Raw genomic sequence first — 14,836 nt, 5'->3', positions numbered from 1 at the left:
ACCGGTCGCCCGGTGTGATCCGCGGATCCGTCAAATGCACGAACCCACGTCTCTGTTGTCCCAAGGCCAAAGGCCACCACTCACGGAACGGGCGGAGTATTACCGGATTCAAGGTGCGTATGAAGGTATGGTAAACCTTACCCGGGAAAACCGGCGATTTCCTGCCGGCTCAGGGTTGCAGAACATAGATCTGGTTCTGTGACGCCGCCCGCAGCACCGCCTGGGCGGTGGTTTCCACATCCAGCGCCTCGCGCGCGCGGCGCAGGTGCTTTTCGATGGTGGCCTGGGTCAGGCCCAGAATGGCGGCGATGTCCTGCATCGTCTTGCCATCGCCCACCCATTCCAGCACCTGGCGCTGCCTTTCGGTCAATTCCCGGCCCGGCGGGGCGAAGGGCAGGGTGGTGATCTTCAGGTGGAAGACGTTGCAGATGATGCAGATCTCGCGGCCCTGACGGTCCCAGTCGCGGTCGATCTCGGCCTGGGGAATGTCGGCGGGCGCGATCAGCGCGACACCGCCTTTCTGACGGGCCGAGATATCGTCGAAGCTGATCGTGTACCCGTTGGTGACCCCGTGCGAGCGGTTGAAGTCCAGGACGCGGCGTTCGGCCTTGGTCAGCTGGTCGATATTGTCTTGCAACCAGGACCACGAACAGGGGCCGACGTTTTCCTTGCTCCAGCGCAGCATCGGGCCGTCGAAATACAACCCGCCCTCGAGATAGGGCGTCAGATAGTCCGACCCCAGATTGCTGAGCACGACAAAATCGTCGCGATTGCCCAAATGCGTGCCACTGCGCTGCCGGGTGAAGCCGTAAAGCACGCGGTCAAAGCCGAAGCTTTGCATCTGGGACAGGAACGGGGGCCAGATATCCTCGACCTGGCGCGCTGAAAGCAGGGTTTCCAGCAGCGCCGCGTTCATCTTGCGCCTTGCAGATGCGCGACCATCGCGTCCAGCGCCAGCAGATAGCCCTGTGCGCCGAACCCGCAGATCTGGCCGATTGCGACCGGCGCGATATGCGACACATGGCGGAACGCCTCGCGCGCGTGGATGTTCGACAGGTGCAGTTCGATCGTCGGCACCTCGACCGAGGCGATGGCATCGCGCAGCGCGACCGAGGTATGGGTATAGGCACCCGCATTCAGGATTATGCCGTCATGACAACCTTTTGCGGCGTGAATCTCATCCACCAGAACACCCTCGTGATTGGACTGGGCACAGGACACGGTGATCCCGGCGCCCTTGGCATGGGCGTGGCAGGCGGCCTCGATATCGGCCAGGGTGGTGTGACCGTAAACCTCGGGCTGGCGGGTGCCCAGAAGGTTCAGGTTCGGACCGTTGAGAATGAGAATGGATGTCATGGTCGCCTCTGAAATTCGGGCTGTTGTAAACGGTCGCGGTTTTTTTGTCGAGAACCCCATGCGCCCGGTTTTTCCATGCCGATCACGCCCCGCGCGCGGCCTTTTGCGCGGCCACGTCGCGGGCCACCAGATCGGCATAAAGCCCGCGAATGCGCCGCGTTACCGGACCCGCGCCGGGCGTGGTTCCGATGGGCTTGCCATCGATCTGTGACACCGGCGTCTGGGCGCCGAATGTGCCGGTCAGAAACGCCTCGTCGGCGCCATAGGCATCGACCAGCGAATAGTTGCGTTCGAACACCGGAATGTCGTTGGCGCGGCACAGCTCGATCACCTTGGCGCGCGTGACGCCATTCATGCAGTAATCCCCGGTCGAGGTCCAAACCGCGCCCCGGCGCACGATGAAGAAATTGCAGGCATTCGTGGTGTTTACGAAGCCATGCGGATCCAGCATCAGGCCTTCGTCGGCACCGGCCTGTTCGGCCTGAAGGCAGGCAATCACGCAGTTCAGCTTGGAATGGCTGTTGTATTTCGCGTCCTGGCTCATCGGCAGCCCGCGCACCTGTGGCACCGTGGCCAGCCGGATGCCGCGATCCATCAGCGCCTCGGCCGGTTTGGAATGTTCGACAATCGCCACGACCGTGGGGCCGGATTTTGACAGGGCAGGGTGCTGAAACGGCTTTTCCTTGCGCCCGCGCGTGATCATCAGCCGGCAATGCGCGTCGGTGGTCATCCCGTTGGCCGCCGCGGTCCGGTTCAGGATGTCGCGGATATCGCTCGCGTTCAGCCCGCTGTCGATCGACACCGCGCGCAGCGACGTGAACAGCCGGTCCATATGGTCGTCGAAAAACGCCCATTCACCGTCATAAAGCCGCAGACCTTCCCACATGCCGTCGCCCAGCATGAAGCCGCTGTCATAGACCGATACGACCGCATCGGCCTTGTCGACGATCTGGCCGTTCAGATAGATCTTGATGTGGTCGTTGCGGCTATCGGGCGCTGCGTCATGGGTAGTGCTGTGGGGATCTGCCTGCATCTGTGCTGCCTGTCGTTTGGGGCCAATAGTTCTGTCGGCCCCAATGTCGACGAGACTGCAGGGAAATCAAGGGGCTGGCCGGATATATCCGCCTATGTGGATAAACAACATAATACTGATTATCGGAATCAGCCCAGAGCGTAGCCAGCCCCCCTGACCGTGCGGACCGGATCGCTGCCGTTATGGGTGCACAGCGCCTTGCGCAGCCGTCCGATATGGACATCGACCGTGCGCGTGTCGACATAGATGTCACGCCCCCAAACCCGGTCCAGCAATTGCTCGCGGCTCCAGACGCGGCCGGGTTTTTCCATGAAGGTGCTCAGCAGCCGGAATTCCGTCGGTCCCAGCTTCAGCAGCTTGCCGTTGCGGAACACCTTGTGGGTTTCGGCATCTAGCAGGATGTCCTCGAACTCCAGCCGTTCACCGACCGATGCTGGCCGCGTGCGCCGCAGCTGGGCCCGGACACGCGCCATCAGCTCGACCACGGAATACGGTTTCACCACGTAATCGTCGGCGCCGGTTTCCAGGCCGCGCACGCGGTCGACCTCCTCGGACCGGGCCGACAGGATGATGATCGGGATGTTGCGGGTTTCCGACCGGCTTTTCAGACGGCGGCAGATCTCGATCCCCGACACGCCGGGCAGCATCCAGTCCAGCACGATGATGTCGGGCTTGTCCTCGTCCACCAGCAGCAGCGCGTCATCGCCGTTTTCGCTGCGATTGACGCGAAACCCTTCGGCTTCGAGGTTATAGGCCAGAACCTCGCGCTGTGCGGGTTCGTCTTCGACCACCAGCACGGTGGGTTGTTCTGCGGCGCTCATGGTCAGTCGTCAGCCTCGGTAAACATGGCGCCTTCGACCTTCGGACGCCCCTCGCCCGGCACTTCGCCGGTCACCAGATAGATCACCTGTTCGGAAATCGAGGTAACATGGTCGCCCATGCGTTCGATGTTCTTGGCGATGAAATGCAGGTGCATGCAGGCGGTGATGTTGCGCGGGTCTTCCATCATGAAGGTCAGGAATTCGCGGAACAGCGCGTTGTACATCTGGTCGACCTCGTGGTCGCGCAGGCGCACATCCATCGCCAGCTCGGGGTCGCGCTGGATATAGCTGTCCAGCGCGTCCTTCAGCATCCCCTCGACCGTCTTGGCCATCCGCCGGATCGCCCCGGCGGCGCCTTCGATGGGCTGCATCTGGACCAGCACGCTGGTGCGTTTGCCCATGTTCTTGGCATAATCGCCGATGCGTTCCAGATTGGCACTGATCTTCATCACCGTCAGAACGGTGCGCAGGTCGGATGCGATGGGCTGGCGGCGGGCCAGCAGCAGCGCGCATTCCTCGTTCACCTGTTCTTCCAGCGCGTCGATGGCGCGGTCGTTCTCGCGGACCTGTTCGGCCAGCTCCTCGTCGCGTGCTTCCAGCGAATTGGCCGCCGACAGGATCGCCGCTTCGACCAGGCCGCCCATTTTCATGATCATCGCCTGGATGGCTTCCAGATCGTTGTCATAGGACGACACGATGTGCTTTTGATCGGGCATGTTGACCTCCATCAGCCGATACGGCCCGTGATATAGCTTTCCGTGCGCGGATCGCTGGGATTGGTGAAAATCTGGCCGGTTTCACCGTATTCGACCAGGTTGCCCAGGTGGAAGAACGCGGTTTTCTGGCTGACGCGCGCGGCCTGCTGCATCGAGTGTGTGACGATCACGACCGAGAAATTGGTGCGCAGCTCGTCGATCAGCTCCTCGACCTGGCTGGTGGCGATCGGGTCCAGGGCCGAGCACGGCTCGTCCATCAACAGGACCTCGGGCTCTGTCGCGATGGCGCGGGCGATGCACAGGCGCTGCTGCTGGCCGCCCGACAGGCCGGTGCCCGGCGCATGCAGGCGGTCCTTGACCTCGTCCCAGATGGCGCCGCGGCGCAGGGATTTCTCGACGATCTCGTCCAGCTCGGCCTTGTTCTTGGCCAGCCCGTGAATGCGCGGACCATAAGCGATGTTGTCATAGATCGACTTAGGGAACGGGTTGGGCTTCTGGAACACCATGCCCACCTTGGCGCGCAGCTGCACCGGGTCGACCTTGGGGTCATAGATATCCTCGCCGTCCAGGCGGATATCGCCTTCGACCCGGCAGATGTCGATCGTGTCGTTCATCCGGTTCAGACAGCGCAGGAAGGTCGACTTGCCACAGCCCGACGGCCCGATGAAGGCGGTGACGGTCTTGTCCTCGATATCGATGTCGACGTCTTTGATCGCGTGGTTGTTACCGTAATAGACCTGGCACTGGCGCGCCGAGATTTTCAGGGCCTTGGTGTCCACTTCCCTCTCCAATTTTCGCATGTCGTTCATGGTCGGCTCCTTACCAGCGGCGCTCGAACCGGCGGCGCAGGATGATTGCGATGATGTTCATGGTCAGCAGGAACAGCAACAGGATGATAATGCCCCCCCAGGCCTTGTCGTAAAAGGACACATCGGCACGGGCGGCCCAGGTATAGATCTGCGCGGGCATGGCAGAGTTCGGCTCGACAAAGCCTTGCAGGAACCCGTCGGGATAGCCGCGGGCGACAAAGCCCACCATCCCGATCAGCAAAAGCGGCGCGGTTTCGCCAAGCGCCTGTGCCAGCCCGATGATGGTGCCGGTCAGGATGCCGGGCATGGCCAGCGGCAGCACATGGTGAAAGACCGCCTGCATCTTGCTGGCCCCGACCCCCAGCGCCGCGTCGCGGATGCTGGGCGGCACGGCCTTGAGTGCCGCACGGGTCGAGATGATGATCGTGGGCAGCGTCATCAGCGTCAGCACCAGACCACCCACCAGCGGCGCCGATTGCGGCAGGTGCATGAACTGGATGAACACGGCCAGACCCAGGATGCCGAACACGATGGACGGCACGGCGGCCAGGTTCGAGATATTCACCTCGATCAGGTCGGTGATGCGGTTCTGCGGCGCGAATTCCTCAAGATAGATCGACGCCGCGACCCCGATGGGCAGCGACAGCACCAGCACCACCAGCATCATGAAGAACGAGCCGACGACCGATGCGCCGATCCCTGCCCCGCCGGGATTGTCCACGCCCGAATCCGCGCCGGTGATGAAGTTCCAGTCGAACGCGTTGCGCACGATCCCCGCCTCTTTCAGCGCGTCGGCCAGATCCAGATCGCTGAGCATCAGGAACCGGCTTTCGGTCAGGGTGTCGCGGGTCACGCGGCCATTGAAATAGCCATCCACGCGGCTGGCGGCGGCCAGTTCGAACGATACCGGCTGGCCCAGCTGGCCCGGGTTCTCGCGATAGAACTCGCGGATCGTGCCGCCGACCTTGCCCGCGATCCGTTCGATGGCGGCATCGTCGAAGGGCGCGGTGACGCCCTGTTCGGTCAACTGCGCCTGCAGCGATTTGCTGAACAGCCCGGCATAGGCCTTGGTCTTGAACAACTGGCTTTCGGCGGCGTCGAAATCCTGTTGCGAGACATTCATCTCGACATCCAGCACCGTCTTGGTAAAGGCCGGCAGCCCCGAACGGACGATGGCAAAGGCCAGCACCGCCAGGAAGAACAACCCGATCAGGATCGCGACCAGGCCATAGGCCTCGAACCGCGCCTCGGCCGCGTTGCGCTTCTTGGTGCGCGCGTCCAGCTTGTGCAGGGATTGCGACGGGCCGGACGCCGCCGGCGAATTGAGGCTTGCGTCGGTCATTCGTACTGCTCCCGGTATTTGCGCACGATGTAAAGCGCGAAGATGTTCAGCCCCAGCGTCAGGACGAACAGCGTCATGCCAAGGGCAAAGGCCACCAGCGCCTCGGGCGAGGCGAAATCGGCGTCGCCGGTCAGCTGGCTGACGATCTTGGCGGTCACGGTGGTCATCGCCTCGAACGGGTTCAGGCTCAGCCGGGCCGCGGCCCCTGCCCCCAGCACCACGATCATGGTCTCGCCGATGGCGCGGCTGGCCGCCAGCAGGATCGCGCCCACGATCCCCGGCAGCGCGGCGGGCAGCACCACCTGCTTGATGGTTTCCGATTTCGTCGCGCCCAGCCCATAGGACCCGTCGCGCATCGCCTGCGGCACCGCGTTGATGATGTCGTCCGACAGCGAGCTGACAAACGGGATCAGCATGATGCCCATCACCAGACCGGCGGTCATCACGGCGGTGCCCGCCTTCATCCAGCCCAGCCCGTCATCGCCGAAAACACTCAGCAACAGCGGCCCGACCGTCAGCAGCGCAAACAGGCCATAGACGATGGTGGGAATGCCGGCCAGAACCTCGATCATCGGCTTGGCGACGGCGCGGATGCGCGGGCTGGCATATTCCGACAGATAGACAGCGGCAAAGAGCCCGATCGGCACCGCCACGGCCAGCGCCACGATCGAGATATAGAACGTGCCCCACAGAAGCGGGATCACCCCCAGGTCCGAACTGCCCCCCCGGCCCGAGAAGCTGGGCGCCCAGGACGTGCCAAAGAAGAAGTCGCGCGCCGGGTACAGCCGGAAGAATTCCACCGTGTTGAAGATCAGCGACAGTAGGATGCCGATGGTCGTCAGCACCGCGATCGAGGCCGCCGCGATCAGCAGCCAGCGGATGCCCTTTTCCACCACGTTGCGGGCGCGGAAATCGGCATGGCTTTCCTTCAGCCCCAGCAGCAGCCCGGCCAGCGCCAGCGCGATTACCGCCCCGGCCATGATCATCCGGCCCGTGGCGCTGAGCACACGATAACGTTGCGCCGCGCGCAGCACCGGCTGGGTGATGGTCGCGGTCACGATCTGGCCCGCATCCTTCAGCCGCTGGGTCACGTCGTTGAAATCGGCCCGGGCGTTGCGGGCAAAGCGTTCGTCGATCGCCCCGGCGGCGACGGCATTGTCCAGCCCCTCGGCCGCGCGGCGGACCTCGGCCATCATCAGGTTGCGCGACGACCCCTGGGTGATCTGGGTGTCGGGGATCATCCGCGACGCGGCGTTGTTGACGTAAAGCGGCTGCACCAGCAGCCACACGATCAGCAGCCCGACCGCCGGAACCACCACCTTCATCGCGACGTTCCACGCGTAATAGGACGGCAGCGAATGCAGCTTGCGGATATCCCCGCCCGCACTGGACAGCGCGCGGGCGCGCCCCAGAAAATATCCCGCCGCCGCGATGGCAAGCACGATGACGATTAGCCAGAAAACAGGCATTTGCCCCCCGTCCGAAAGTTGAAAATGGCCTAAAAGCGTGACGGGGGCGGCGAAATAGGCCGCCCCCGGTAAAATCCGTGGTCCGGATTACATGCCTTGGCCCATGGGCACTTCGTCATTGACCATCTGCTGGGTCGCGGCCAGCTCGGGGTCCGACACCAGGCCATAGTTGGCCAGCGGGCCGCTGGGGCCGGCCAGCTCGTCCGAGATGAAGAACTGTGCGTATTCCTTCAGGCCGGGGATCACGCCGATATGCGCCTTCTTGATATAGAAGTACAGCGGGCGCGAGACCGGGTATTCGCCCGATGCGATGGTCGCGGTTTCCGGCTGGACGCCCGACATGGTGGCAACCTTCAGCTTGTCCTGGTTGTTCTCATAGAACGCCAGGCCAAAGACACCGATGCCGTTCGGGTTGGCGTCGATCCGCGCCAGGGTCTCGGTATAGTCGCCGTCGATATCGACCGATTTGCCGTCCTGGCGCACGTCCAGGCAGGCGTCTTCGGCGTCGTCTTCGGACATGCCGCCGTCGATCATGGCCTTCATCGCGCCGGTGGCTTCACAGCCGATCAGCAGGACCTTTTCCTCGAACACTTCACGGGTGCCGTGCTTGGTGCCGGGGATGAAGCCCGCGATTTCCACGTCGGGCAGTTCGGCGTTGAACTCGGCCCAGGTGCTATAGGGGTTCTCGACGATGGCGCCGTCTTTCAGAACCTTCGCGCCCAGGGCGTTGAAGATGTCGGCGGGTTCGAACGCGGTGAAGGCCGGGCCGGTCTTCTGCGAGGCGAAGACGATCCCGTCATAGCCGATGCGCACTTCGATGATGTCGGTCACGCCGGCATCGGCACAGGCCTTGATTTCCTTGTCGCGGATCTTGCGCGAGGCATTGGCCACGTCGATGGTGTTTTCGCCGACGCCTTCGCAGAACCGTTTCAGACCGGCCGACGAGCCACCCGATTCAACGACCGGCGTCGGGAAATCGGTGTTTTCGCCAAAGGCTTCGGCGACGATCGACGCATAGGGCAGAACGGTCGACGAACCGGCGACCTGCACGTTGTCACGCGCGGCGGCAGCGGTTGCGGAAACGGCAGCGATCGCCAGTGCCGAGGCGGTCAGTTTCACAAAGGACATATAAAGCTCCTGATGTCTTTTCGTCGGCCCCTCGGAACGGGGGCCACGGGGCGGGTCCTAGCTTTGTCGCACTATGCTTTTGTGACACTTACGTAACAGAAATATGACACACGCCGTTTACCTGAATTAACGTTGGGGAAATAAACAAAAGAAATATTTGTCTAGGCGACGGGGAGCATCACGGAAAAGCGGCTCCCCTGCCCTTTGGCGCTTTCGATTCGGAACCGGCCCCGGTGGCGGTTGACGATATGCTTGACGATCGCCAGCCCCAGACCGGTGCCGCCCATCTCGCGCGAGCGGTGGCTGTCAACGCGATAGAACCGTTCCGTCAGGCGCGGGATATGCACCGGGTCGATCCCGTCGCCATCGTCGATCACGTCGATGGTGATGCCCGGCCCGCGAAAGGCCAGCTCGCGCTCGGACCGGGTGATGCGGATCGTGACGCTGGTGCCACGGGGGCCGTATTTGATCGCGTTTTCAACCAGGTTGGTGAAGATCTGGGTCAGCTGATCGGCATCGCCACGCACCTCGCACGGGGCCAGATCGCCGGTCACATCGACCGAAATGCCGGATTCCCGTGCCAGCGGCAGCAGCGGCTGGATCGATGATTGCACCAGCCCCACCACGTCGATCCGCTGGTCGGGGCGGATGCGCTCTTCGCTTTCCACCCGGCTGAGCGACAACAGATCGCGCACCAGCCGGTCCATGCGAAAGGCCTCGCGCTCCATGATCGACAGGAACCGGTCGCGCGCGCCCGCATCGTTGCGCGCCGGGCCCTTCAGCGTTTCGATGAACCCCAGAAGCGCGGTCAGCGGGGTTTTCAGTTCGTGACTGACATTGGCCACGAAATCGCGCCGGATCTGCCCCGCCTGCTGCCGGTCCGAGATATCGTCAAAGCTCAGCACCACACCGTCCCAATCCGACAGCGTGCAGGGCCGCGCGGTCACGTCAAAGGTTAGCTCGCGGGTCATCGCGCTGGTCAGATAACGCAGGTTGCGGCTTTGGCGCAGGCGCAGACATTCCTCGACGCAATCCAGGATTTCGGGCTGGCGCAGCACGGTCACATAATGGCGCCCCTCGCCCGCGGTGCCGAACATCTCGCCCGCGGCGGTGTTCATCGCCACCACGCGTTCGGTACTGTCGATCACCACGATCGGCATCGGCAGGGCGGTCAACAGGGCTTTCAGATCGTCCGGGGTCATGGCTGTCGCGGCACCTTTGTTGGAATCGCGCGCAACTTAGGGACAGCGACGATTGATTGTAAACGCGGGACAGTCCCGGGCTGGCGACATAATTTCGGCCGCATTTTGAACGAATGTTAACGACTTTCTGGATATGTTGAAAAAAACCTGTCCTTTTGGTTAGGTTGGAGTTGTCTTTTGTGTCAGTTTTGAACCGTACCCATCGTTACGTCCCAGAGATCAGTGAAGAGCCGTCCGACCATGATGAAATCGCCCACATGCCTGAATGAACTGCCTGGCCAGACCGCCCTGCAATCCATCGGGCTATTGGTCGGCATGAGCGAGGCCGAACTGTCCCGACAGGGCCGCATCGATGCCGATATCCGACTGGAATCGCTGCCTTTTGCGCTGATCCACGCCGCGCTGGCGCTGGCGCCTTGGGCGGAATGCGTGATCGCGCCGCTGGTCAGCGAACAGTTCGACGCGCTGGATCTGGCATACGAGCTGGACCGGGCCGGATACATGGGCAAGCTGCTGGTGGTGGCGCCTGCCCTGCCCCGGCCCGAGATCGTCGAGCGCGAGATCAGGACGATCAGCCCCGATCTGCAGGTCGAATTGATTCGCCGCGCCCCGCATTAACCCTGCGCGGCGGCGGCGACGGCGCGTCCGAACCGGTCGACCAACTGCTCGGCCGGTTCGATCCCCACCGAAATCCGAAAGAACCCCTCGCTGATGCCGATGGCTTCCCGTGCCTCGGGGCTGAGCGCCCGGTGCGAGCTGGACGCGGGGTGCGACAGTGTGGTTGAAACGTCGCCCAGCGTGGGGGCAAAGGCGATTTCGGGACAGGCACGCACCAGCGCATTGGCCGCATCGCGCCCGCCCGCGACCTCGAAACTGACCATGTTGCCGGGGTGCTCGCCCAGCAATTGCGCCGCGCGGTTGTGGTCGGGATGGTCGGGCCGCGCGGGGTACAGCACCCGCTTCACCCCCGGCTGATCGGCCAGAAACGCCGCCAGCGCCGCGGCATTCGCCTGGGCCCGGTCATGGCGCAGCTCGAAGCTCAGCAAGCCGCGCTCGGCCAGCCAGCAATCGAACGGGCTGGCGGTCAGGCCCATGGTCACCGCCAGATCGGTGATCTTCTGCCGCAGCTCGGGATCGCGCGCGGCGACATAGCCCAGCGTCGCATCGGAATGGCCCGCCAGCAGCTTGGTGACCGAATGCAGCACGATATCGGCCCCATGCGCCAGCGGCTGGATCGCACGCGGGGTGGTAAAGGTATTGTCGACCACCAGCAGCACGCCCGCATCTTGCGCCAGCGCGGCCAGCCCGGCCAGATCCGCCAGGCGCAGCGTGGGGTTCGACACGATCTCGATCACGATCATCCGGGTTTCGGGCCGGAGCGCCGCGCGCACCGCCCCCACATCGGTGCTGTCGGCCAGCGTGGTCGCGATGCCCAGCCGCGGCAGGTCCTGCTGCATCAGCCGCAGCGTGCGGCCGTAAAGCTGGTCGCCCCCGATGACGTGATCGCCCGCCTGCAGACAGCCCAGCAACACCGCACTGACCGCCGCCATGCCCGAGCCGGTGACGATCCCGCCCTCGGCCCCTTCCATCCGGTCGATCATCCCCGCCAGGGCGCTGGCATTGGGGTGCCCCTCGCGCGCATAGGTGTAGCCCTGGGTCTCACCGGCATATTGCGCGTCCAGATCGTCGGGCGAGCCCGCGCGATAAACGACCGAGGGCTGGATCGGATTGACCAGCGGGCTGGAGATGCTGGCGGGCCAGTCGGGGCGATTGGTTCGGGTCATGCGCGGTCCTTTCTGTCGGGCAGATCCGCACCTGAGCGCATCCCGCCCCCGGACGCAAGGGCTCAGGGCAGCCCCTGTGCGCGCAGGAACCGGTCGACCGCGCCGGTATAGTCCGCCGCGCGGCCCATCTCGCTGTTGATCGGGCCATGGCGCAGCGCCACGGGCAACACCGTCGCCCGCGCGCCCACCGCCCCGGCGGCGCGCGCATAGCTTTGTGCGGCGGGACAGGACAGGCGCCGTTTCGTCGAACAGACCACCAGCGCCGGCACCGCCCGCCGCGACAGCTGCGCCACGGGTGAGGTCGCCCGCCAAAAGGCCGGATCGTCACCAAAGGCCGCGCGGTGCAGCCGCCGGGGCCGGTCCGCCATCAGCGCCGCCACATCCACCGCCGCACTGTCCAGCGCAACCGTCGCCCGCCAGGGCCGCAGCCCGGTTTCCGCGAAATCCTTGGGATCGGCGCTGATCAGCATCGCCAGATGCGCCCCCGCCGAATGGCCCATCAGCACCAGCCGCCCCGCATCCCCGCCCCAGCGCGCCGCCCGCGCCTGAACATGGGCCACGGCACGCGCCAGATCCCGGGCCTGTGCCAGCGGATCGGCCTCTGGCAGCAGCCGGGTGTTGACCGACACCACGATATAGCCGCGCGCGCCCCAGTGCGCCTGTTTGCCCTGCCAGACCGCCGGCGCGCCCTTGTCGCCGAACCGCCAGCCGCCGCCATGCAGCATCACCAGAATGGGCGCTTTCGTCGGCGCGGGCGGCAGATAGACATCCATCCGCTGCGCCGGGTTGGGGCCATAGGCCACATCGCGCAACACCCGATCCGGCCCGGCACAAAGCGCCCCGGGCAGGACAAGCATCCAGATCAGGATCAGTTGGCGGATCATGGCACGGCTCCGTTCTTATCCGGGCCTGTCACGTCCCCGCCCGCGCTTTCCGTCGCTCAACCGATGGCGGTCAGGCCACCGCGATACCGGCGCATGTTTTCCTGGTAATGCCGGGCCGAGGCCAGAAGCCCCGCGATCGCCTTGTCGTCCAGCTGCCGCACCACCTTGCCCGGCGCCCCCATCACCAGGCTGCCATCGGGGATCTCTTTGCCTTCGGTTATCAGCGCCCCCGCCCCGATCAGGCAATGCTTGCCGATCTTCGCGCCGTTCAGCACCGTGGCCCCCATCCCGATCAGGGATTGTTCGCCGATGGTACAGCCATGCAGCATCGCCTTGTGCCCGATGGTGCAATTGGCCCCGATGGTCAGCGGAAAGCCCATATCGGTGTGCATGACCACGTTTTCCTGCACATTGCTGCCGTTGCCGATCACAATGGGCTCGTTATCGCCGCGCAACGTGCAGCCGAACCAGATCGAGGCCGCGTCCCCAACGATCACCTGCCCGATTACATTCGCATCCGGCGCGATCCAGAAATCTCCGCTTTCGGGCAGCACCGGCGCGTGGTTGTCCAGGGTATAAAGGGTCATTGCTCCTCCTCCTCGAATTCCGATTGCAGGCCGCGAATGAACTCCATCATCCCCGGCTGCTGCGCCAGTTTCAGCCGCTCGGCGCTGACAATGGCTTGCAGCCGCTCAAAGGTCACATCCAGATCGTCATTGATCAGCACATAATCATAGCCGTCCCAATGGCTGATCTCGTCCCAGCTTTTCTTCATCCGCTTGGCGATCACCTCGGGCGCGTCCTGTCCGCGCGTGACCAGACGCCGGCGCAGCTCGGCAATCGACGGCGGCAGGATGAAGATGGACAAGACATGATCCTGAAGCGGCGAGCGGCTGATCTGCTGCGCGCCCTGCCAATCGACATCGAACAGCACATCGCAGCCCTCGTCGATGGCCGCCTGCACCGGTGCGCGGGGCGAGCCGTAGTAATGGCCAAAGACATGGGCGTGCTCCAGCATTCCGGCATCTTCGACCAGCGCCTTAAACGCGGTTTCGTCCATGAAATGGTAATCCTGCCCATCGACCTCGCCCGCGCGCGGCGCGCGGGTCGTGGCCGAGACCGAAAACCGGATGCTGGGGTCCCAGTCCCGCAGGCGCTTCGACAGGGTCGATTTACCCGCCCCCGATGGCGATGACAGGATGATCAGCAGCCCGCGACGGTCGGCCATGTCTTACTCCACATTCTGAACCTGTTCGCGCATCTGATCGATCACCGCCTTCAGGTCAAGCCCGATCCGGGTCAGCGCGTTTGATTGAGCTTTGGCGCACAAGGTATTGGCCTCGCGGTTGAATTCCTGCATCAGGAAGTCCAGTTTTCGGCCCACGGGGCCCTTTGCCGCCAGCAAATCGCGCGCCGCGCCGACATGGGCGCCCAGACGGTCCAGCTCCTCGGTCACGTCGGCCTTGACGGCGATCAGCGCCAATTCCTGCTCGACCCGCGCGGAATCGGCGCCATCGCTGTTCTGCAACACCCGCTGCAGGTTGTCGCGCAGGGTGCGCGCCCAATCGGCCTTGCGCGCCTCGGCCTCGGTCCGGGCGGCGGTCACGCAGCGGTCGACCTGGCCCAGCTGGTCGGCCAGCACCGCGTTCAGCGCCGCGCCCTCGCCCGCGCGCATCTGATTGAATCCGTCGATCAGCCCTGGCAATTCGCCCAGCAACGTCTGGGCCAGCGCCGCCGCGTCATCGTCGCTGGCGCCGCCCTCCATCATCCCGCGCACGGCGTGGATGTCCATCGCGCTGGCCGGGGCCAGGGTCAGGTCCTGCGCCCGCGCGGCGGCCTCGATCTCCTTCAGTGCGCGCAGCGTGGCCTGCAACAGCGCGGGGTCGATCCGCGCCGCACCGCCCGATGCCTCGCGCGTCAGCTTCAGCGACAGGCTGACATTGCCCCGGGCGATCGTGCGCGACAGCTCTGCCCGCACCGCCTGTTCCAGCCCCGGCAGCCAATCGGGCAGCCGCAGCCGCAGATCCAGCCCCTTGGCATTGACGCTGCGCAGCTCCCACGTCCAGCTGAATTCCGCCGCCCCGCCCTGCTGCGTGGCATATCCGGTCATAGAGTTAACCATTGATGAAGCATTTCCCCCCATTTTTCCGCAACCATGCCATATTAACCGCACGGCAAGGATCGTTGTCATAGCGTTAGCAGAGCCGAGGCTGTGCGACAACGACCCGCCCCGTATGTGGTTTCTGGCAATACGGATAAGGGTATGTCCGGCAAGGATAATGTAACGAGTAT

At 64.2% G+C, this 14,836-nt stretch carries 16 protein-coding genes; 1 reads left to right on the top strand and 15 read right to left on the bottom strand.

From position 1 onward, the window contains the following. Positions 1-169: 169 nt before the first annotated feature. The 10 genes from CLM60_RS13565 to CLM60_RS13520 all read right to left on the bottom strand — a co-directional run bounded on the left by CLM60_RS13565 (position 170) and on the right by CLM60_RS13520 (position 9,876). The gene (locus CLM60_RS13565; RefSeq protein WP_095589675.1) at positions 170-916 is read right to left on the bottom strand and encodes a LuxR family transcriptional regulator; all 747 of its coding nucleotides are present in this window, start codon (positions 914-916) and stop codon (positions 170-172) included. Further along, a complete protein-coding gene (gene aroQ / locus CLM60_RS13560; protein WP_095589674.1) occupies positions 913-1,356 on the bottom strand; it encodes a type II 3-dehydroquinate dehydratase in 444 nt (147 codons plus the stop codon). The genes CLM60_RS13565 and aroQ overlap by 4 nt, the downstream gene beginning before the upstream one ends. Positions 1,357-1,438: 82 nt before the next feature. Next, on the bottom strand, positions 1,439-2,389 hold the full coding sequence (locus CLM60_RS13555; RefSeq protein WP_095589673.1) for an aminotransferase class IV: 951 nt from the start codon (positions 2,387-2,389) through the stop codon (positions 1,439-1,441). 128 nt (positions 2,390-2,517) lie between these two features. Then, positions 2,518-3,210, bottom strand: coding sequence for a phosphate regulon transcriptional regulator PhoB (gene phoB / locus CLM60_RS13550; protein WP_095589672.1), 693 nt, complete (start codon positions 3,208-3,210; stop codon positions 2,518-2,520). A gap of 2 nt (positions 3,211-3,212) precedes the next feature. After that, entirely contained in the window at positions 3,213-3,926 is a 714-nt protein-coding gene (phoU, locus tag CLM60_RS13545) for a phosphate signaling complex protein PhoU (protein WP_095590701.1), read from the bottom strand. An 11-nt stretch (positions 3,927-3,937) separates the two neighbouring features. Then, the gene (gene pstB, locus CLM60_RS13540; RefSeq protein ID WP_095589671.1) at positions 3,938-4,735 is read right to left on the bottom strand and encodes a phosphate ABC transporter ATP-binding protein PstB; all 798 of its coding nucleotides are present in this window, start codon (positions 4,733-4,735) and stop codon (positions 3,938-3,940) included. Positions 4,736-4,745: 10 nt separating this feature from the next. Further along, the gene (gene pstA, locus CLM60_RS13535) at positions 4,746-6,077 is read right to left on the bottom strand and encodes a phosphate ABC transporter permease PstA (protein ID WP_095589670.1); all 1,332 of its coding nucleotides are present in this window, start codon (positions 6,075-6,077) and stop codon (positions 4,746-4,748) included. Continuing rightward, positions 6,074-7,546: a phosphate ABC transporter permease subunit PstC gene (gene pstC / locus CLM60_RS13530; RefSeq protein ID WP_095589669.1), complete on the bottom strand. Its 1,473-nt coding sequence runs from the start codon at positions 7,544-7,546 to the stop codon at positions 6,074-6,076. The genes pstA and pstC overlap by 4 nt, the downstream gene beginning before the upstream one ends. Positions 7,547-7,633: 87 nt before the next feature. Further along, complete coding sequence (locus CLM60_RS13525) at positions 7,634-8,674, bottom strand: substrate-binding domain-containing protein (protein ID WP_095589668.1); 1,041 nt, start codon at positions 8,672-8,674, stop codon at positions 7,634-7,636. Positions 8,675-8,835: 161 nt separating this feature from the next. Beyond that, positions 8,836-9,876: an ATP-binding protein gene (locus CLM60_RS13520; RefSeq protein ID WP_095589667.1), complete on the bottom strand. Its 1,041-nt coding sequence runs from the start codon at positions 9,874-9,876 to the stop codon at positions 8,836-8,838. Between the two features lie 240 nt (positions 9,877-10,116). Here CLM60_RS13520 and CLM60_RS13515 point away from each other — a divergent pair, with 240 nt between their 5' ends. After that, complete coding sequence (locus tag CLM60_RS13515) at positions 10,117-10,494, top strand: hypothetical protein (protein ID WP_095589666.1); 378 nt, start codon at positions 10,117-10,119, stop codon at positions 10,492-10,494. Here the strand turns inward: CLM60_RS13515 and CLM60_RS13510 are convergent. The 5 genes from CLM60_RS13510 to CLM60_RS13490 form a co-directional block, all read right to left on the bottom strand. Then, on the bottom strand, positions 10,491-11,660 hold the full coding sequence (locus CLM60_RS13510) for a trans-sulfuration enzyme family protein (protein ID WP_095589665.1): 1,170 nt from the start codon (positions 11,658-11,660) through the stop codon (positions 10,491-10,493). The genes CLM60_RS13515 and CLM60_RS13510 overlap by 4 nt on opposite strands. A gap of 62 nt (positions 11,661-11,722) precedes the next feature. Beyond that, complete coding sequence (locus CLM60_RS13505) at positions 11,723-12,544, bottom strand: alpha/beta hydrolase (protein WP_217983296.1); 822 nt, start codon at positions 12,542-12,544, stop codon at positions 11,723-11,725. A 56-nt stretch (positions 12,545-12,600) separates the two neighbouring features. Continuing rightward, positions 12,601-13,131, bottom strand: a complete 531-nt coding sequence (locus tag CLM60_RS13500) for a gamma carbonic anhydrase family protein (RefSeq protein WP_095589664.1) — start codon at positions 13,129-13,131, stop codon at positions 12,601-12,603. Then, complete coding sequence (gmk, locus tag CLM60_RS13495) at positions 13,128-13,772, bottom strand: guanylate kinase (protein WP_095589663.1); 645 nt, start codon at positions 13,770-13,772, stop codon at positions 13,128-13,130. Before gmk ends, CLM60_RS13500 begins: the two co-directional genes overlap by 4 nt. A gap of 3 nt (positions 13,773-13,775) precedes the next feature. Further along, a complete protein-coding gene (locus CLM60_RS13490) occupies positions 13,776-14,654 on the bottom strand; it encodes a YicC/YloC family endoribonuclease (RefSeq protein ID WP_245848414.1) in 879 nt (292 codons plus the stop codon). Positions 14,655-14,836 lie beyond the last annotated feature (182 nt).

The sequence above is a fragment of the Actibacterium ureilyticum genome (genome assembly GCF_002285435.1).
Lineage (GTDB): Bacteria > Pseudomonadota > Alphaproteobacteria > Rhodobacterales > Rhodobacteraceae > Actibacterium_C > Actibacterium_C ureilyticum.
This window is presented reverse-complemented; position numbering and strand designations above follow the sequence as displayed.

Bases quoted from the DNA above. Each gene is read 5' to 3' on its own strand.
- CLM60_RS13490 (WP_245848414.1), bottom strand. From the start codon at position 14,654: ATGACCGGATATGCCACGCAGCAGGGCGGGGCGGCGGAATTCAGCTGG.
- phoB (WP_095589672.1), bottom strand. From the start codon at position 3,210: ATGAGCGCCGCAGAACAACCCACCGTGCTGGTGGTCGAAGACGAACCC.
- CLM60_RS13520 (WP_095589667.1), bottom strand. From the start codon at position 9,876: ATGACCCCGGACGATCTGAAAGCCCTGTTGACCGCCCTGCCGATGCCG.
- pstB (WP_095589671.1), bottom strand. From the start codon at position 4,735: ATGAACGACATGCGAAAATTGGAGAGGGAAGTGGACACCAAGGCCCTG.
- CLM60_RS13505 (WP_217983296.1), bottom strand. From the start codon at position 12,544: ATGATCCGCCAACTGATCCTGATCTGGATGCTTGTCCTGCCCGGGGCG.
- aroQ (WP_095589674.1), bottom strand. From the start codon at position 1,356: ATGACATCCATTCTCATTCTCAACGGTCCGAACCTGAACCTTCTGGGC.
- CLM60_RS13500 (WP_095589664.1), bottom strand. From the start codon at position 13,131: ATGACCCTTTATACCCTGGACAACCACGCGCCGGTGCTGCCCGAAAGC.
- gmk (WP_095589663.1), bottom strand. From the start codon at position 13,772: ATGGCCGACCGTCGCGGGCTGCTGATCATCCTGTCATCGCCATCGGGG.
- pstA (WP_095589670.1), bottom strand. From the start codon at position 6,077: ATGACCGACGCAAGCCTCAATTCGCCGGCGGCGTCCGGCCCGTCGCAA.
- CLM60_RS13510 (WP_095589665.1), bottom strand. From the start codon at position 11,660: ATGACCCGAACCAATCGCCCCGACTGGCCCGCCAGCATCTCCAGCCCG.
- pstC (WP_095589669.1), bottom strand. From the start codon at position 7,546: ATGCCTGTTTTCTGGCTAATCGTCATCGTGCTTGCCATCGCGGCGGCG.
- CLM60_RS13525 (WP_095589668.1), bottom strand. From the start codon at position 8,674: ATGTCCTTTGTGAAACTGACCGCCTCGGCACTGGCGATCGCTGCCGTT.
- CLM60_RS13515 (WP_095589666.1), top strand. From the start codon at position 10,117: ATGATGAAATCGCCCACATGCCTGAATGAACTGCCTGGCCAGACCGCC.
- phoU (WP_095590701.1), bottom strand. From the start codon at position 3,926: ATGCCCGATCAAAAGCACATCGTGTCGTCCTATGACAACGATCTGGAA.
- CLM60_RS13555 (WP_095589673.1), bottom strand. From the start codon at position 2,389: ATGCAGGCAGATCCCCACAGCACTACCCATGACGCAGCGCCCGATAGC.
- CLM60_RS13565 (WP_095589675.1), bottom strand. From the start codon at position 916: ATGAACGCGGCGCTGCTGGAAACCCTGCTTTCAGCGCGCCAGGTCGAG.